This is a genomic window from Leifsonia sp. ZF2019, assembly GCF_019924635.1.
In the GTDB taxonomy this organism is placed as follows: Bacteria; Actinomycetota; Actinomycetes; order Actinomycetales; family Microbacteriaceae; genus Leifsonia.
In genome coordinates this window covers 2,913,484-2,928,951 of sequence record NZ_CP065037.1, presented here as the reverse complement: position 1 = coordinate 2,928,951, position 15,468 = coordinate 2,913,484, and the positions used below count along the sequence as shown (strand labels likewise).

General features: G+C 72.4%; 11 protein-coding genes and 1 riboswitch. Of the genes, 5 read left to right on the top strand and 6 right to left on the bottom strand.

Annotation, left to right across the window (positions count from 1 at the left end; all coding sequences use genetic code 11):
• Complete coding sequence (locus IT072_RS14435) at window positions 1–2,823, top strand: FAD-binding and (Fe-S)-binding domain-containing protein (protein WP_223357554.1); 2,823 nt, start codon at window positions 1–3, stop codon at window positions 2,821–2,823.
• Here IT072_RS14435 and IT072_RS14430 read toward each other — a convergent pair.
• Complete coding sequence (locus IT072_RS14430; protein ID WP_223357553.1) at window positions 2,774–3,664, bottom strand: sulfurtransferase; 891 nt, start codon at window positions 3,662–3,664, stop codon at window positions 2,774–2,776. The genes IT072_RS14435 and IT072_RS14430 overlap by 50 nt on opposite strands.
• A gap of 76 nt (window positions 3,665–3,740) precedes the next feature.
• Window positions 3,741–5,126 (bottom strand): L-serine ammonia-lyase, encoded by a 1,386-nt coding sequence (locus tag IT072_RS14425; RefSeq protein WP_223357552.1) that lies wholly within the window; start codon window positions 5,124–5,126, stop codon window positions 3,741–3,743.
• Window positions 5,127–5,352: 226 nt separating this feature from the next.
• Between IT072_RS14425 and IT072_RS14420 the strand changes: the two genes are divergently transcribed.
• Together IT072_RS14420 and IT072_RS14415 are read left to right on the top strand one after the other, a co-directional pair.
• The gene (locus IT072_RS14420; protein WP_223357551.1) at window positions 5,353–6,369 is read left to right on the top strand and encodes an ATP-binding cassette domain-containing protein; all 1,017 of its coding nucleotides are present in this window, start codon (window positions 5,353–5,355) and stop codon (window positions 6,367–6,369) included.
• On the top strand, window positions 6,366–7,184 hold the full coding sequence (locus IT072_RS14415; protein WP_223357550.1) for an ABC transporter permease: 819 nt from the start codon (window positions 6,366–6,368) through the stop codon (window positions 7,182–7,184). Before IT072_RS14420 ends, IT072_RS14415 begins: the two co-directional genes overlap by 4 nt.
• Before the next feature lie 69 nt (window positions 7,185–7,253).
• On the opposite strand, the gene IT072_RS14410 is transcribed toward IT072_RS14415, so the two are convergent.
• Window positions 7,254–10,538 (bottom strand): AfsR/SARP family transcriptional regulator, encoded by a 3,285-nt coding sequence (locus IT072_RS14410; RefSeq protein ID WP_223357549.1) that lies wholly within the window; start codon window positions 10,536–10,538, stop codon window positions 7,254–7,256.
• A 60-nt stretch (window positions 10,539–10,598) separates the two neighbouring features.
• Here IT072_RS14410 and IT072_RS14405 point away from each other — a divergent pair, with 60 nt between their 5' ends.
• Window positions 10,599–11,180: a class I SAM-dependent methyltransferase gene (locus IT072_RS14405; RefSeq protein ID WP_223357548.1), complete on the top strand. Its 582-nt coding sequence runs from the start codon at window positions 10,599–10,601 to the stop codon at window positions 11,178–11,180.
• A gap of 96 nt (window positions 11,181–11,276) precedes the next feature.
• On the opposite strand, the gene IT072_RS14400 is transcribed toward IT072_RS14405, so the two are convergent.
• Window positions 11,277–11,879: a CoA-binding protein gene (locus IT072_RS14400; protein WP_442786765.1), complete on the bottom strand. Its 603-nt coding sequence runs from the start codon at window positions 11,877–11,879 to the stop codon at window positions 11,277–11,279.
• Window positions 11,880–11,881: 2 nt separating this feature from the next.
• Window positions 11,882–13,174: an O-acetylhomoserine aminocarboxypropyltransferase/cysteine synthase family protein gene (locus tag IT072_RS14395; RefSeq protein ID WP_223357547.1), complete on the bottom strand. Its 1,293-nt coding sequence runs from the start codon at window positions 13,172–13,174 to the stop codon at window positions 11,882–11,884.
• 101 nt (window positions 13,175–13,275) lie between these two features.
• A riboswitch (guanidine-III (ykkC-III) riboswitch) is annotated at window positions 13,276–13,342 on the top strand.
• Between the two features lie 12 nt (window positions 13,343–13,354).
• Between IT072_RS14395 and IT072_RS14390 the strand changes: the two genes are divergently transcribed.
• On the top strand, window positions 13,355–13,672 hold the full coding sequence (locus tag IT072_RS14390) for a DMT family transporter (RefSeq protein WP_223357546.1): 318 nt from the start codon (window positions 13,355–13,357) through the stop codon (window positions 13,670–13,672).
• Here IT072_RS14390 and IT072_RS14385 read toward each other — a convergent pair.
• Window positions 13,653–15,422 carry a cell wall-binding repeat-containing protein gene (locus IT072_RS14385; RefSeq protein ID WP_223357545.1) on the bottom strand — a complete coding sequence of 590 codons (1,770 nt, stop codon included), beginning with the start codon at window positions 15,420–15,422 and terminating at the stop codon, window positions 13,653–13,655. The genes IT072_RS14390 and IT072_RS14385 overlap by 20 nt on opposite strands.
• Window positions 15,423–15,468 lie beyond the last annotated feature (46 nt).

Here is a 15,468-nt window from a genome sequence, read left to right as displayed (position 1 = left end):
GTGACCGTCTCGACGAAGGCCATCGACCGCCACGCCACCGCGCACGACGCCTCCCACTACTTGCTCGTCCCCGCCGAGGTGGCGCGTCCCGGATCCGCACGCGAGGTCGCGGACCTGCTCGTCTCCGCGCGCGAGCGGGGACTGCCCGTCACCTTCCGCTCGGGAGGCACGAGCCTCTCGGGTCAGGGCGTGACCGCCGGCGTGCTCGCCGACACCCGACACTCCTTCCGCGCGGCCGAGGTGCTCGACGGCGGACGACGCGTGCGGGTGCAGCCCGGTATGACGGTGCGGCAGGTGAACGCCCGGCTCGCCCGGCACGGCCGCAAGCTCGGACCGGACCCGGCGAGCGAGATCGCCTGCACCATCGGCGGTGTCGTCGCCAACAACTCCAGCGGCATGGCCTGCGGCATCGAGCAGAACACGTACCGGACGCTGGAGTCGTTGGTGGTCGTGCTCCCGAGCGGCACCATCCTCGACACCGCCGCCCCCGAGGCCGACGACCTGCTGCGCGCCACCGAGCCCGCTCTGCACGCCGGGCTGCTGGCGCTGCGCGACCGGGTGCGCTCCGACCCGGCCTCCGTCGCGTCGATCGAGCGCTTCTTCGCGATGAAGAACACCATGGGCTACGGCATCAACGCGTTCCTCGACTTCGACACGGCGGCCGACATCCTGACCCACCTGATCGTCGGCAGCGAGGGGACCCTCGGCTTCGTCGCCGAGGCCGTTTTCCGCACCGTCGTCGCCCATCCCGCCGCCACGACGGCGTTGGCCGTGTTCGAGACCCTCGAGCAGGCGACCGCCGCGCTCCCCGCGATCGTCGCGACGGGCGCCGCGACCGTCGAGCTGATGGACTCCACCTCGCTCCGGCTCGCTGCGCGCGCGCACGACGCCCCCGCGGAACTGCGGGACCTCACCATCGACGACCACGCGGCGTTCCTGGTCGAGTTCCACGGCCCGGACGCCGCGGAGGCCGAGGCCGCCCGTGCGGAAGCTGCGGCCGTGCTCGACGCGCTGCCGCTCAGCCTCCCGATGCGCTTCACCACCGACCCGGCCGAGCGCGCCGCGCTCTGGCACATCCGCAAGGGGCTCTACACGACGGTCGCCGAAGCCCGAGCTCCGGGCACGACCGCGCTGCTGGAGGATGTGGTCGTCCCTGTGCCGACGCTGCTCGCCGCCTGCGCGGGGCTCCGCGAGCTGTTCGCCGCCCACGGGTACGAGGACAGTGTGATCTTCGGCCACGCCAAGGACGGCAACATCCACTTCATGCTGAGCGAGCGGCTCGGCGACCAGGCCGGAGTCGACCGGTACCGCGCCTTCACCGACGACATGGTCGAGCTGATCCTGGGCCTCGGCGGCTCCCTCAAGGCGGAGCACGGGACCGGACGCATCATGGCGCCGTTCGTGCGTCGGCAGTACGGCGACGAGCTCTACGCCGTGATGCAGGAGGTCAAGCGGCTGTTCGACCCGCACAGCGTCCTGAATCCCGGCGTGCTGCTGAGCGACGACCCCGACTCCTACCTCCGCGACCTGAAGACGGCGCCGCCCGTCGAGGAGGAGGTGGACCGCTGCGTCGAGTGCGGGTACTGCGAGCCGGCCTGCCCTTCCCGCGACATCACGCTCACGCCGCGTCAGCGCATCGTGCTGCGTCGCGAGCTGCGCGCTGCAGAGCTCGCCGGTGATGACGTCCTCGCCGCCGAACTGCGCGACGACTACGAGTACGCGGGCGTGCAGACCTGCGCGGTGGACGGGATGTGCCAGGCGGCGTGCCCGGTCAACATCAACACGGGCGACCTCGTGCGTCGGCTGCGAGGCGAGTCGAACTCCCGCGTCGCGGCCGGGGCATGGGACGCCGCCGCTGCGGCCTGGGGGCCGGTGAGCCGGGCGGGCGGCGTCGCACTCACGGTCGCGGACGCCCTTCCGGTGCCGCTCGTGCGCGCGGCGACCGACGTCGGGCGCGCGCTGCTCGGAGCGGACACCGTGCCGCGCTACGACGCCGGCCTCCCGCGCGGGGGCAGGAAGCGCGTCCCGCGGCCCGCCGCCGAGCCGCAGGCGGTGTTCTTCGCGGCCTGCATCGGCACCATGTTCGGCGCCGAGGGCGGCGGAATGGGTTCGACCGCGGCGTTCCTCGCCCTGTGCGACCGCGCCGGGGTGGAGGTCGTCGTCCCGGACGGCATCTCGTCGATGTGCTGCGGCACCCCGTGGAAGTCCAAGGGATTCCACGGCGGCCACGAGCGGATGTCCGAGCGGGTGCTCCCCGCGCTGCTCGCGGCGTCGTGCGACGGCGAGCTCCCGGTCGTGTGCGACGCGGCCTCCTGCACCGAGGGGCTGGAGGCGCTGCGCGATGCAGCGGTCACGGCAGGCGGCGACTACGCACGGCTGCGTTTCGTCGACTCCGTCGACTTCGCGGCGAACGCGCTCCTCCCCGCCCTCGAGGTGGTGGACGCCCTGCCGTCGCTCGTGCTCCACCCGACGTGCTCGACGGGGCGGTTGGGGGTCGACGGCTCCCTGCGCCGCGTGGCGGAGGCGGTCGCGATCGACGTCACGGTGCCGATCGACGCGGGTTGTTGCGCTTTCGCCGGCGACCGGGGACTCCTGCACCCCGAGCTGACGGCGTCGGCCACGGCACGAGAGGCGGCGGAGGTGGAGGTCCTCGCCTCCGGAGCCGCAGCGGGTACGGTCACCGCCTACGCGTCGGCCAATCGCACCTGCGAGCTGGGGATGTCGCGCGCCACCGGTCAGCCGTACCGGCACATCCTGGAGCTGGTGGAGGAGGCTACGCGACCGACGTCAGAGGCGCCTGCGGGTCCGCAGCCCACTCGCTGAGCGAGCCGTCGTAGACCGCGACGTCGCTCCGTCCGATCACGGCCAAGGCGAGGGCGTCGGTGGTCGCCGCGATGCCGCTGCGGCAGTACGCGACGATCGGATCGGGCGACGCGAGGGCGTCCGCGAACGCGGCGCGCAGGTCCGCGGGCGGCAGGAAGGTGTTGGTGTCGCGCGCGACCAGCCGGCCGGCCGGAACGCTCAGGCTGCCCGGGATGTGCTGCGCGGAGAAGTCGCGCGCGGGCAGGCCGCACAGCAGGGTCGCGGCGCGCTCGCCCGCGATGATCTCGGCGATCGTGCCTTTGTCGGCCCAGAATCCGGACTGCTCGACGGCGGTGAACGGGCCTGCGCTGGGCGGCTCGACATGGCCGCGTGCGACCGGCCGGCCCTCGGCGCGCCAGGCGACGGCGCCGCCGTCCAGGACGGCGACGCGGGCATGGCCGAACGAACGGAGCAGCCACCAGAGCCGGGAGGCCCACTGGCCGCCGGCGGCGTCGTAGACGATCACGGTCGTGCCGGTGCCGATGCCGACGGACTCGGCGGCGGCCGCGAACTGTGCGGCGTGCGGCCGCGTGAACGGGTACGCGCCGTCCGGGTCGCTGAACGTGCCGAGCAGCTCGGCGAACACGGCCCCGGGGATGTGTCCGTCGACGAGGTACTGGTCCAGGCCGCTCACGAAGGTCGGTCTGCCGTCCGCCCCCGCGGCGGGGACGACGGTGGCGTCGAGGACGACGAGACCCTCCGATCCGAGGTGGTCGCACAACCACTGGGTCGAGACCAGCGGCCCGGCGAGGGCGGCGCCGATGGCCGTCGGAGGGGCGTCGGATGCGGATGGCGTGCTCACGGTTCCACGCTAGGCGCGGCCGCCGACACCGGCGAGGGGCCCCGAAACGCAGCGTAACCGCGCGGGGGCGGATGCGTCAGCACTCGATGACGTTGACGGCGAGTCCGCCCTCGCTGGTCTCCTTGTACTTGGTCGACATGTCGATGCCCGTCTGCCGCATGGTCTCGATGACGGTGTCCAGCGAGACGAGGTGCGACCCGTCGCCGTGCAGGGCGAGACGTGCGGCGGAGACGGCGGTGGAGGAGGCGATCGCGTTGCGCTCGATGCACGGAATCTGCACGAGACCGCTCACCGGGTCGCAGGTGAGGCCCAGGTGGTGCTCCATCGCGATCTCGGCCGCATTCTCCACCTGGCGCGGCGTGCCGCCGAGCACGGCGCACAGCGCACCGGCCGCCATCGCGCACGCCGAGCCGACCTCCGCCTGACAGCCTCCCTCGGCGCCCGAGATGGAGGCGTTCGCCTTGAACAGCGAGCCGATCGCCGTCGCGGTGAGCAGGTAGCGGCGGATGCCGTCGAGCGTCGCACCCGGAACGAAACGCAGGTAGTAGTGGGCCACGGCGGGCACGATGCCCGCCGCGCCGTTCGTCGGCGCGGTGACGACGCGACCGCCGGACGCGTTCTCCTCGTTGACGGCGAGGGCGAACGCGTGCAGCCACTCGAGCGCCGTCGCCCGCCCCGGGTCGTCCTGCACGCGTTCCAGGTGCTCGCGCATGGCGGCGGCCCGACGCGGCACCTGCAGGCCCCCCGGCAAGGTCCCCGAGCCCGCCAGGCCGTTCGCGACGCACTCGGCCATCGCCTCCCAGATCAGGTCGAGCCGCTCGCTCGTGCGGTCCTCGCCGTGCAGCGCGGCCTCGTTGCGGCGCGCGACCTCGCAGATCGGGATGTCGAGCCGCTCGCAGATCGCGAGCAGCTCCGCAGCGGTGTCGTAGGGGAGCGGGTGGGAGGCCCGCGCCGCGAGGTCGGCCTCCTCGCCGTCCCGCCGGATGAAGCCGCCGCCGATCGAGTAGAAGGTCTCCTCCCGCAGCGGGAGCGGATCGCGCGACCCGTCGGCCGCGCGGCCCCAGGCACGCAGGGTCAGCGCGTTGGGGTGGCCGGGGAGCCGGGTGCGCGGCTCGAAGTCGATGTCGTCGCGCGAGAAGGGGATCGCCCGCGATCCGGCGAGCGCGATCGTGTCGCCGTCGACATGGCCGCTCCACGCGCCGCGGACGTCCTCCGGCCGGCAGCTCTCCGGCTCGAGCCCGCGCAGACCCGCCACGACCGCGTCCGGCGTACCGTGACCGATTCCGGTGGAGCCGAGTGAGCCGTAGAGGGTGCAGGTCACCTGGTCGATCCGGTCGAGCAGCCCGTCCTCCGCCAGGCGGACCGCGAAGGCGCGGGCGGCCCGGAGGGGTCCGACGGTGTGCGAGCTCGAGGGACCGATACCGATCGAGAACAGGTCGAAGGCCGAGACGTACGCTGTCACTTCCTCAGTCTACGTCCGGGTGGGCGCACGGAATCGGCGTGGGGACCCGGATCGGCGCAGCGATCGTGCGCGTGTGTGGGGTGCACCGAGCCTGCGCTCGTCCGCGCGCCGGGCGCTTCCGGCCCCGCCGTCCGACGCTGTCACCCGGTGTAAGAGCCGCGTAAGCCCGGTGCAAGCGGTCCGCGTCACCATCGAGACATCAACCGACCCGAAAGGAAGGACCACCATGACTCGCAGCACCGAATGGGCCGTCGAGGCCCACGGGCTCGTCAAGGTCTTCGGCGACAACCGCGCGGTCGACGGCGTCGACCTGACCGTCCGCGCCGGAACCGTCTACGGTGTGCTGGGCCCGAACGGCGCCGGCAAGACCACCACCATCTCCATGCTCGCCACCCTGCTGAAGCCCGACGCGGGCGATGCGACCATCTTCGGGCACGACATCCGCAAGGAGCAGCAGATCGTCCGCCAGCTCCTCGGAGTCACGGCGCAGTTCGCGTCCGTCGACGAGACGCTGTCCGCCAACGAGAACCTCATGATCTTCGCCCGGCTGCTCGGGCTGAGCGGCCGGGAGGCCAAGGCCAAGACCGCCGAGCTCCTGGAGGAGTTCGGGCTCACCGACGCGGCTAAGCGTCCGCTCAAGAAGTTCTCCGGCGGTATGCGGCGCCGACTCGACCTCGCCGCCAGCCTGATCGCGCAGCCTCCGCTGATCTTCCTCGATGAGCCGACCACGGGGCTCGACCCGCGCACCCGCGCCCAGATGTGGGACACCATCCGCCGGCTCGTGGCGACGGGCTCCACCGTGCTCCTCACCACCCAGTACCTCGACGAGGCCGACCAGCTGGCCGACCGGATCGCGGTCATCGACCGTGGCCGGGTCGTCGCGGAGGGCACCAGCGACGAACTCAAGGCGTCGGTCGGCGAGTCCTCGCTGCAGCTGCGCCTCGCCGACGCCGCGGATGTCGAGGACGCCCGCCGCGCCATCGCGACCGTGCTGGGCGTCGACGCCGTCGTCTCCCCGGAGGGCGCCCGCCTGACGGCCCCGATGCGGGACGCCGACGCGGTCACCGACCTGTTCATCACGTTCCGCGAGGCGGGAATCCATCTCGCGGAGATGTCCGTGCAGAAGCCGACGCTCGACGAGGTCTTCCTGACCCTCACCGGCCACGGCGTCGAAGACGAGAACGCGGGCGACGAGTCCGCCGCGACCGACACGGCCGCTGTCACCGAACGAGTCCGGGCATGAGCGCCATCGCCACCATCACTCCGCCGTCCGAGCGGAACCTCAAGAACCACGTCAGCCTGGGCCAGACCCTGGCGAACACGCTGACCATGGCCCGGCGCGGCCTGCTGAAGATCAAGCGGACGCCGGAGCAGCTCTTCGATGTGACGCTGCAGCCGATCATCTTCACGATCATGTTCGCCCTGCTGTTCGGCGGCGCGCTCGCTGGAGGGGTCACGGCATACCTGCCCTACCTCATCCCGGGCATCCTCGCCCAGACGGTGATCACGACCTCCGTGGTCACCGGCGTCCAGCTCCGCGAGGACATGGACAAGGGCGTGTTCGACCGCTTCAAGTCGATGCCGATCGCCCGCATCGCCCCGCTCTCCGGCGCCCTGCTGGCGGACACCCTGCGCTACGCGATCGCGACCACGATCACCTTCCTCACCGGGTTCGTCATGGGCTGGCGTCCGGCGGCCGGGTTCGGCTTCGTCGTCCTGGCCGGCCTGCTCGTGATCGTCTGCGCCTGGGCGATCAGCTGGATCTTCGCGTTCTTCGGCGTGATCGCCCGCACGGCGGGGTCGGTGCAGGGGATCTCGTTCCTCGTGCTGTTCCCGCTGACGTTCTTCTCGAACGCCTTCGTGCAGGCGAGCACCCTGCCGGACTGGCTGCAGACCTTCGTGAACGTCAACCCGGTCTCGCACCTGGTCACCGCGGTCCGCGACCTCGCCAACAACGGCACCTTCCCGGCCGACGGATGGTGGGCGCTGCTCGGCGCCGCCGTGATCGTGGCGGTCTTCGCCCCGCTCACCGTGCGGGCCTACATGCGCAAGGCCTGAGCCGGGCGCATCCGAGACGGCGGCCGTCGTTCCCTGCGGAGGGGAGCGGCGGCCGCTCTGCGGTGTGCGCTACCGGGTCGGCTTGGCCGTCGTGAGCAGTGCGAGGCCGCGCGAGGAGGCCTCGTCGAGGCTCAGCGCTGCGGCGGCGTCGATCGCCGCCGCCAGCCGGTCGGCGCCCCAGGCGGCCATCACAGGCTTCGCCAGCCGTGCGCGCTGCATGCTGGCCATGTCCTGCCGCGAGTTCAGCCGGGTCGCTATCCCGACCAGTTCGAGCCCGATGCGCACCCACGCGTCGCCGCGGTCGTGCGCCGTGTGCGGGTCGAGCATCCACGCGGCGTAGGCGAGCAGGCCGCTGCCGAGGACGGGCTTGTCGATGTACCAGGTGTTGAGGCGCGTGTACACGAGCACGCGCACCCGCAGCCGTCGTGCCAGCTCGTCCGTCTCGCTCCACGGCACACTGCCGGGCGCGATCTCGTCGGGGCTCGCGGCGTGGGCGCGCAGCCGGACCACGAGCTGCGCCGCCCCGAGCATCGTCAGCCACGGATTGGTGAGGGTCTCGCGCTGAGCGACGCCGTCGTCGACGAAGACGCCCACCGCCTCCGCGTAGCGCCGGATGCCCTCGGCGAGATCGCCCTCCGCGAGCGCGATCTCGGCCATGCCGCCGTAGCCGATGCCGTAGTAGTCGACGTAGTCGAATCCGGTGCGGTCGACCTCGACGCTCAGGTACTGCTCCAGCAGCGCCCGGCCGCGGACGGTGTCGCCGACGGTGACGGAGTTGATCGCGATCAGCCAGTCGAGCTGGCGGAGATCGCCGGCGGCCTGCAGCGGCGCGAGCCCGTCGTGCGCGCGCTGAGCCCAGAGGAGCGCCTCCTCGGGGTGCGCCAGCTGACTGTGCAGCTGCGCCAGCGCCTGTGCCGCGGAGGCGGTCGACCAGGCGTCTCCGACCTCCTGTCCCAGGGCGTAGGCACGCGAGGCCCGCACCAGGCCCTCCTGCAGCTCGCCCGCGTTCTCGTTCAGCTGCGCCAGGAGCAGGTTGCCCAGGACGGCGAGCTCGGGATCGCCGGACGCGGCGTACTCGACGAGCATCCGCATCCCCGGCTCCGGTTTGCCCGCCACCAGGATGAGGTTCGTCATCGCGCGCAGCCGCGGGTCGGCGAACGGGCCCACCCGGCGCAGCCGCCGCAGCCGCGCGATGGCGCGGGCGGACGTGCGCAGATCGACGTAGAGGAAGGTGCCGCCGATGATGGTGAAGCATGCCGCAGCGTCGTCGCGCGCGTCGCCCTCCGCCTCCCAGTCCGCGAGGACGCCCAGCACCGACGGCCCGAAACCGAGGACCTCGGAGTGCGCGCTCCGCAGCGACCAGTAGTAGGAGAGCAGGGCGAAGACCGCCGCCACCGTCTCCGGTCGACCGCCGTCGATCGCCGAGCGGAGCACACCGACGAGGTTGTCCTGCTCGGCGGTCACCCGGCCGAAGGTCGCGACCAGCGCGCGCCCGTGCATCGAGCGCATCGCCGATCGCGCGAACGACACGGCCCACGCGTCCATCCCGTCGCGCACGGCCTCCGCCTCGCCCGCGGCCTCCAGCTCGCGGTCGCCGAACTCGCGGACCGTCTCCAGCATCCGGTAGCGCAGGAGACCGGTCGCGGCGTCCTCCGTCACCGTCACCAGGGACTGCGTGACGAGCGCGTCGAGATCGTCGAGCACCGAGGGCGCGCTCGGTCCGGCCACGGCCTCCGCCGCCTCGGAACTGAAACCGTCGGCGAAGGCCGAGAGCCGGCGCAGGAGGGCCTGCTCCGACGATGCGAGGAGGTTCCAGCTCCAGTCGATCACGGCGAAGAGCGTGCGGTGGCGCTCCGGCGCGGTGCGATCGCCGCCGGTCAGGAGGGCGAACCGGTTGCCGAGCCGTCGCTCGATCTCGTCGACGGAGAGGGAACGGGTGCGTGCGGCCGCGAGCTCGATGGCGAGCGGCAGCCCGTCGAGGCGGTCGCAGAGCCGGGCGACCGTCTCTCGGGGCAGCACGACACCGGGCCGTGCCGCCCGGGCGCGCTCCACGAACAGCTCGACGGCCGGGCCGTCGTCGGCGCTCGCCAGGGAGTCGAGCGGATAGACGCGCTCCGCGCCGATGGCGAGAGGCGATCGGCTCGTCGCGAGGACGCGGACGTTCGAGGTCGAGTCGAGGACATCGGCGATGTACGCGGCGGCGTCGTCGACGATGTGCTCGCAGTTGTCGACGATGAGAAGCGTCTCGCGCTCCGCGAGCTGGCCGAGGATGCGGGAGTGCAGGTCCACGAGGGCGCCGGGGTCGCCGGGACGCGCGCTGTGCGCCTCCCGGATACCGAGCGTGGAGGCGAAGGCCAGCTCGATGTCCTGGCTGCTGCGCACGCTTGCGAGCTCCACGAAGACGACGGCGGGGAGGTGGATCGCCCGCCGGCCGATCTCCTGCGCCAGCCGGGTCTTGCCCAGACCGCCCGGCCCGAGGATCGTCACCAGCCGGGAGGTCGCGATCAGGTCCTCCAGCGCGTCCACGTCGTACTCGCGTCCGAGCAGTGCGTTCGGCGCGCTGCGCAACCCGATGCGCACGCGCGCGGGCGGAGCCGGGTCCGGTGCGTCGTCCTCGGCGAGCAACCGCGCGTTGAGGGCCACGAGTTCCTGACCGGGACGCGTGCCGAGACGGTCGAGCAGGGCCTCCTTGAGGTCGGCGAAGACGAGGAGGGCTTCGCTGCGGCGGCCGGCCGCCGCCAGGGCGGTCATCCGCTCGCGCTGCAGCGACTCGTCGAGGGGGTGCGTCTCGACCAGGATCCGCAGGTCGTCCAGGGCGGCGTCGGGGTCTCCCGCGGCGAGGTGGGCGCGGGAGCGGACGAGCAGCAGTTCGTCCCGCAGCGTCTGCGCCGCACGGGCGAGATCGTCGGCGAGCGGTGCGTCACCGAGCTCGGCGCCGGGTTCGCCCCGCCAGAGGAGGAGGGCCGCGGTCGCCTCCCGGACGGCCGCTGCGGCGTCGCCTCCCGCCAGGAGCCCGCGGGACGCGGCAGCACGACGCCGCGCCAGCCCCAGGTCCGTCTCGGCGGCGCTCGCCAAGGCGTACCCGCCGGGGGTCGAATCGACGAGGCCGTCCGCACTGGCGGTGCGCAGCCGTGAGACGAGGGTCTGCAGCGCCGCCCGCTCCTGCCGCGGCGGAGCGTCGTCCCAGAGGTCCGCGACGAGCGACGACACCGAGAGGGGCCCGTTCGCGAGCGCGAGCGCGACGACGAACCGCTTGCTCCGTGGGCCGGACGGCTCGGTCAGCGCGCCGCTGCGATCCTCCACCAGCACGGGGCCGAGGACGGCGACGCGGGGGGACGAAGGCGCGGACTCCACCCGCCGAGTTTAGCCAGCCGAGGGCGCGACACGGGTGCGCACGCGCGTAGGCTCGGCCCCATGGCGTTCGACTGGTCGCAGTTCTACGAGCAGCAGGGCGGCCGCGGCGTGCGCCCGACTTTCGCGAGCGCGCTCGAAGCATGGCCGGGAGAGCCGGGTACGGCGATCGACCTGGGCTGCGGAGACGGGGTCGAGGCGCGGCACCTGGTGACCCGCGGCTGGCGGGTGCTGGCGATCGACTCCGACCCCGGTGTGGACGAGCGCGTGCGCGCCGGGCTCACGCCCGAGGAGCAGACCCGCCTCGAGGTGCGCTCGGCTCCGTTCGAGTCGCTCGGCGACCTCCCGGCGGCCGACTTCGTCTACGCGGGATTCGCGCTGCCGTTCTGCGAGGCGGACCGATTCCCGTACGTCTGGGCCGACATCCGCGACGCGCTCCGGCCCGGCGGCCTCTTCGCCGGCGAGCTCTTCGGCCCCCACGACACCTGGTTCGGCCGCCCCCGCATGAACTTCCACGACCGCGCCGGGGTCACCGGCATGCTGACCGGCATGGAGGTCCTCCACCTCGCGGAGGACGACCGCCGCGGCATGTCGTTCGAGGGCCCGAAGCACTGGCACGTGTTCCACATCATCGCGCGGGCGTGATGTCCCGGTGCCGAGGCGGCCGACAATCGGCCGTCTCGCGTCCAGGCGGCCGACTATGGGGCGCCTCGGCGGCGGTGCGGAGGCGGCGCGCGCGCCTCAGCGGATGGTCTTGCGGGCGGTGATCTGGCCGGTGTCGAAGCCGAGGAGGTGCAGGCCGCCGTGGAAGCGGGCGTGCTCGATCTTGATGCAGCGGTCCATGACGACGGTGAGGCCCTTCGACTCGCCGTACTCGGCGGCCTCCTGGTTCCAGATGCCCAGCTGCACCCACACGGTCGGGGCGCCGACGGCGATCGCCTCGTCGATGACGGCCGGGATGTCGCTCGGCTTGCGGAACACGTCCACGATGTCGGGCACCTCCGGCAGGGAGGCGAGGTCGGGATACGCCGGCTGGCCGAGGATGGTCTCGGCGTTCGGATTGACGAAGTAGACGCGGAAGTCGCTCGACTGCTGCAGGTAGGTGCCCACGAAGTAGCTGGAGCGGGCCGGGTTGGGGGAGGCGCCGACGATGGCGACCGACTTCGCCGACCGCAGGATCCTCAGGCGCTCCTTGGCGTCGGGGCCGACCCACGTGCGCTGCGACTTCAGCAGCTTCGCGAGCGGAGAGTCGGCGGGCAGCGCGCAGCTGAGCCCGTTGACGAGCTGGACTTCGGTGGTGCCGGGGATCTCGGTGGTGTCCTGGATCGCGGCGGTGTCGGTCACGGTCACGCCTCCTTCACGGCCGCGGTGAGGGCCTGGTCCAGATCGTAGATGATGTCGTCGGCATCCTCGATGCCGACGCTGATGCGCACGACGCCCGGGAGCACACCCGCGTCGAGCAGCTGCTGCTCGGTCAGCTGTGCGTGGGTGGTGGAGGCGGGGTGGATGACCAGGGTCTTGGCGTCGCCGATGTTGGCGAGATGGCTGGCCAGGTTCACGGACTCGATGAGCTTCTGGCCGACGGCGCGACCGCCGGCGACGACGAAGCTGAACACGCTGCCCGCGCCGCCGGGCAGGTACTTCTGGGCACGGGCGTGGTGCGGATGATCCGGGAGTCCCGCCCAATACACCTTCTCGATGCGCGGGTCGGCGTCGAGCCACTCGGCGACCTTCCGCGCATTGTCGACGTGCGCCTGGATGCGGTACGGGAGAGTCTCGACGCCCTGGGCGAGCAGGAAGGCCGAGTGCGGCGCGAGCACCGGACCGATGTCGCGCAGCTGCTCGGCGCGGAGGCGGGTGAGGAACGCGTACTCGCCGAAATTGCCCGACCACTGCAGGCCACCGTACGACGCGACGGGCTCGGAGAAGAGCGGGAACCGCTCGGAGTGCCAGTCGAACCGGCCGCTCTCGACGACCACGCCGCCGAGGGTCGTCCCGTGCCCGCCGAGGAACTTGGTGGCCGAGTGGATGACGATGTCGGCGCCCCACTCGATCGGCCGGTTGAGGTAGGGGGTGGCGATCGTGGAGTCGATGGCGAGGGGCACCCCGGCGGCGTGCGCGACGTCGGCGAGGCCTTCGATGTCGGCGATCTCGCCCGAGGGGTTGGCGATCGTCTCCGCGAACACCACCTTGGTCCTGTCGGTGATCGCCGCCGCGTAGTCCGCGGGGTCGGAGCTCTGGATGAACGTCGTCTCGACGCCGAACCGGCGCAGCGTGACGTCGAGCTGGGTGATGGACCCGCCGTACAGATTGGCCGAGGCGACGATGTGGTCGCCTGCGCCGGCGAGCGAGGCGAAGGTGATGTACTGCGCGCTGAGCCCGGACGAGGTGGCGACGGCGCCGAGCCCGCCTTCGAGGCTCGCGATGCGCTCCTCGAACGAGGCGACCGTCGGGTTCGCCAGGCGCGAGTAGATGTTGCCGTACTTCTGCAGGGCGAACCGCGCGGCCGCGTCGGCGGTGTCGTCGAAGACGAACGCGCTGGTCTGGTAGATCGGCAGCGCGCGGGCTCCCGTCACCGGGTCGGGGATGTTGCCCGCGTGGATCGCACGCGTGCGGAAGCCATATTCGCGATCAGCCATGCGCTCACGCTAGCGGACCATCCCGGTGCGGACCGCCGAGCCCCGTAACACGCGTAACAGTGCGAAACGGAAGCTTGTCATCGCCATAGTGGTACGCTTGTGCTAGATCGCCGTGCGCGCGATCCCGGACGACGGATCAGTACCCGGTGAGCGACAAGACTGGCCAGGGAGACCGTCGTCATGTCGTGGATCGTCCTCATCCTCTCCGGTGTGCTCGAGGCCGTCTGGGCCACCGCCCTCGGCAAGTCCGAGGGATTCACCCGGTTCTGGCCCACCGCCGTGTTCGGTGTCGCCCTCGTCGCCTCGATGGGCGGGCTCGCCTTCGCCATGCGCGAGATCTCGACCGGAACCGCCTACGCCGTCTGGGTCGGCATCGGAGCCGCCCTCACCGTCCTCTACGCCTCGGTCTTCGGCGGCGAAGGCTTCTCACTCGCCAAGGTGCTGCTGATCCTGGGCCTCGTCGGCTGCGTCGTCGGCCTCAAGCTCGTGGAGCAGTGAGGGCGCCGGCGTCGCCCGGAGCCGGAGCGACGTCCGGCAGCGTGCCGGGCGCCGAGGTCGTCCCCGTGCCCGCTCCGCAGGTCTGCAGCCGGGTGATGCCCGGAGACAGCACGCTCGTCCCCCCGACGGCCCAGTAGGTCGAGACGCCGCGTAGCGTGGCGTCGGCCACCTCGCCCGAGGGGATGCAGGACGCCGGTGCGAGAAGGAGCGGCGAACCGAGCATCCCGGCGGCCGCGGAGATCGACAGCGCGTCAGGGAAGCCGAAGGCGCTGGCGACGAAGGCCTCGTCCGCGAACGGGAAGACCGCTGCGTTGACGGCCTGAGCCGTCCCGAACCGGTCGCTGCCCGCCAGGCGCAGGACCTGGGGCGCCCCGAGCCGTTGGAGGTCGGCCTGGATGCCGGCCGACACGCTGTTGAGACCGCCGACGATGTAGATGCGCCTCGGCGAGAGCGCCGAGATCGCGGCGGAGCTGGCCGCGTCGAGATGCGCAGCGGCGCCGTTGACCAGCAGGAGGGGACCGTACTGGTAGCCGGCGGCAGAGCCGGCCACCAGGGCGTCGGGGAAGTTCGCGCCGGTCGCGACGAACACGCTCGTCACGGAGCCGGAGCCGAACGCATCCGCCATCACGGCCCGCGAGGTCTCGTAGCGGTCCGAGCCCGAGACACGCCGGATCGACGGCGTCAGCGCTGCGAGCTGGCGGTAGGCGCCATCGGTGACGGAGTTCGTGCCGCCGACGACCACGATCGCCTTCGGCTTGAGCCGGGCGAGCTCGGTGAGGATCGTCGCGGGGACGCTCCCCGGGAGGGTGAGCAGGAGCGGGCCCCCATCGGCGGCGGAGGCGGCGCTCGCGCTGAGCGCGTCCGGGAAGTCGACGCCGCTCGCGACGTGCACGATCGGCCCCGTGCCGGCGGTGGTGCCCGCCGGGTAGATGGCGGACGACACCTGAGCCGAGGTCTCGAAGCGGTCGCCGCCGGATATCCGGCCCGAGTACCAGCCCCAACCGGACACGGCGCCGTCGACACCGGTCACGGCCTGGCCGGCGGCGACGGTGACCGTCGTCGACTGCCACAGGCTGTCGGCGCCGCCGGCGTACTGGGTCGAGAAGGCGGGGGTATCGCTGGTGCGGTCGGCGAACCGCACGATGTAGTCGCCGGCGGCGAGGCCGCGGATCGTGTAGTCCCCCGTGCCGCTGGTGTCGGCGGAGCCGATGCCCACGGCACGCTCGAAGAGACCGGTGTCGGGGTTCAGCAGGTAGGCGCGGAGGGCGGTCGCGTCGACCGGTCCGGTCACGGTGCCGCTGATCGAACCGGAGGCCGGTTGGGCGACGGTCAGGCCGCTGACGGTGCCGGACACCTTGACGACCGTGGCGGAGTCCTCGAACGGCGTGCCCCCGTACCAGACCGGCGCGTTGGCGCGGGCGTCGGAGGAGGTCGCCTCGAAGAGGATGCGGTAGCGCCCGGCGGCGACGCCGGACACGGACCAGGCGCCTCCCGTCGACGTCGTCGTGTAGGCGCCGGCGGTGGAAGGCTGGGACCCCGTGACCGGGTAGAGCCGTACCCGCGTCGTCGGCGCGGTCGAACCGGGGACCGCGTACGAGATGGTCCCCGAGACGGTGAAGCCGGAGGCGGCCGCGGCGGGGGCGGCCGAGACCAGCAGACCGCCCGCCGTGAGCACGGAGGCGGCGAGCAGTGCGGCGAGAGGGCGCGCCGAACGCCGGGCGCGCGGGGAGCGCCTGTGTGCGAGAGTCACGACCAGGAGAGTACTCGGCGTTCCACCCCGCGCCAGACACCCCGTT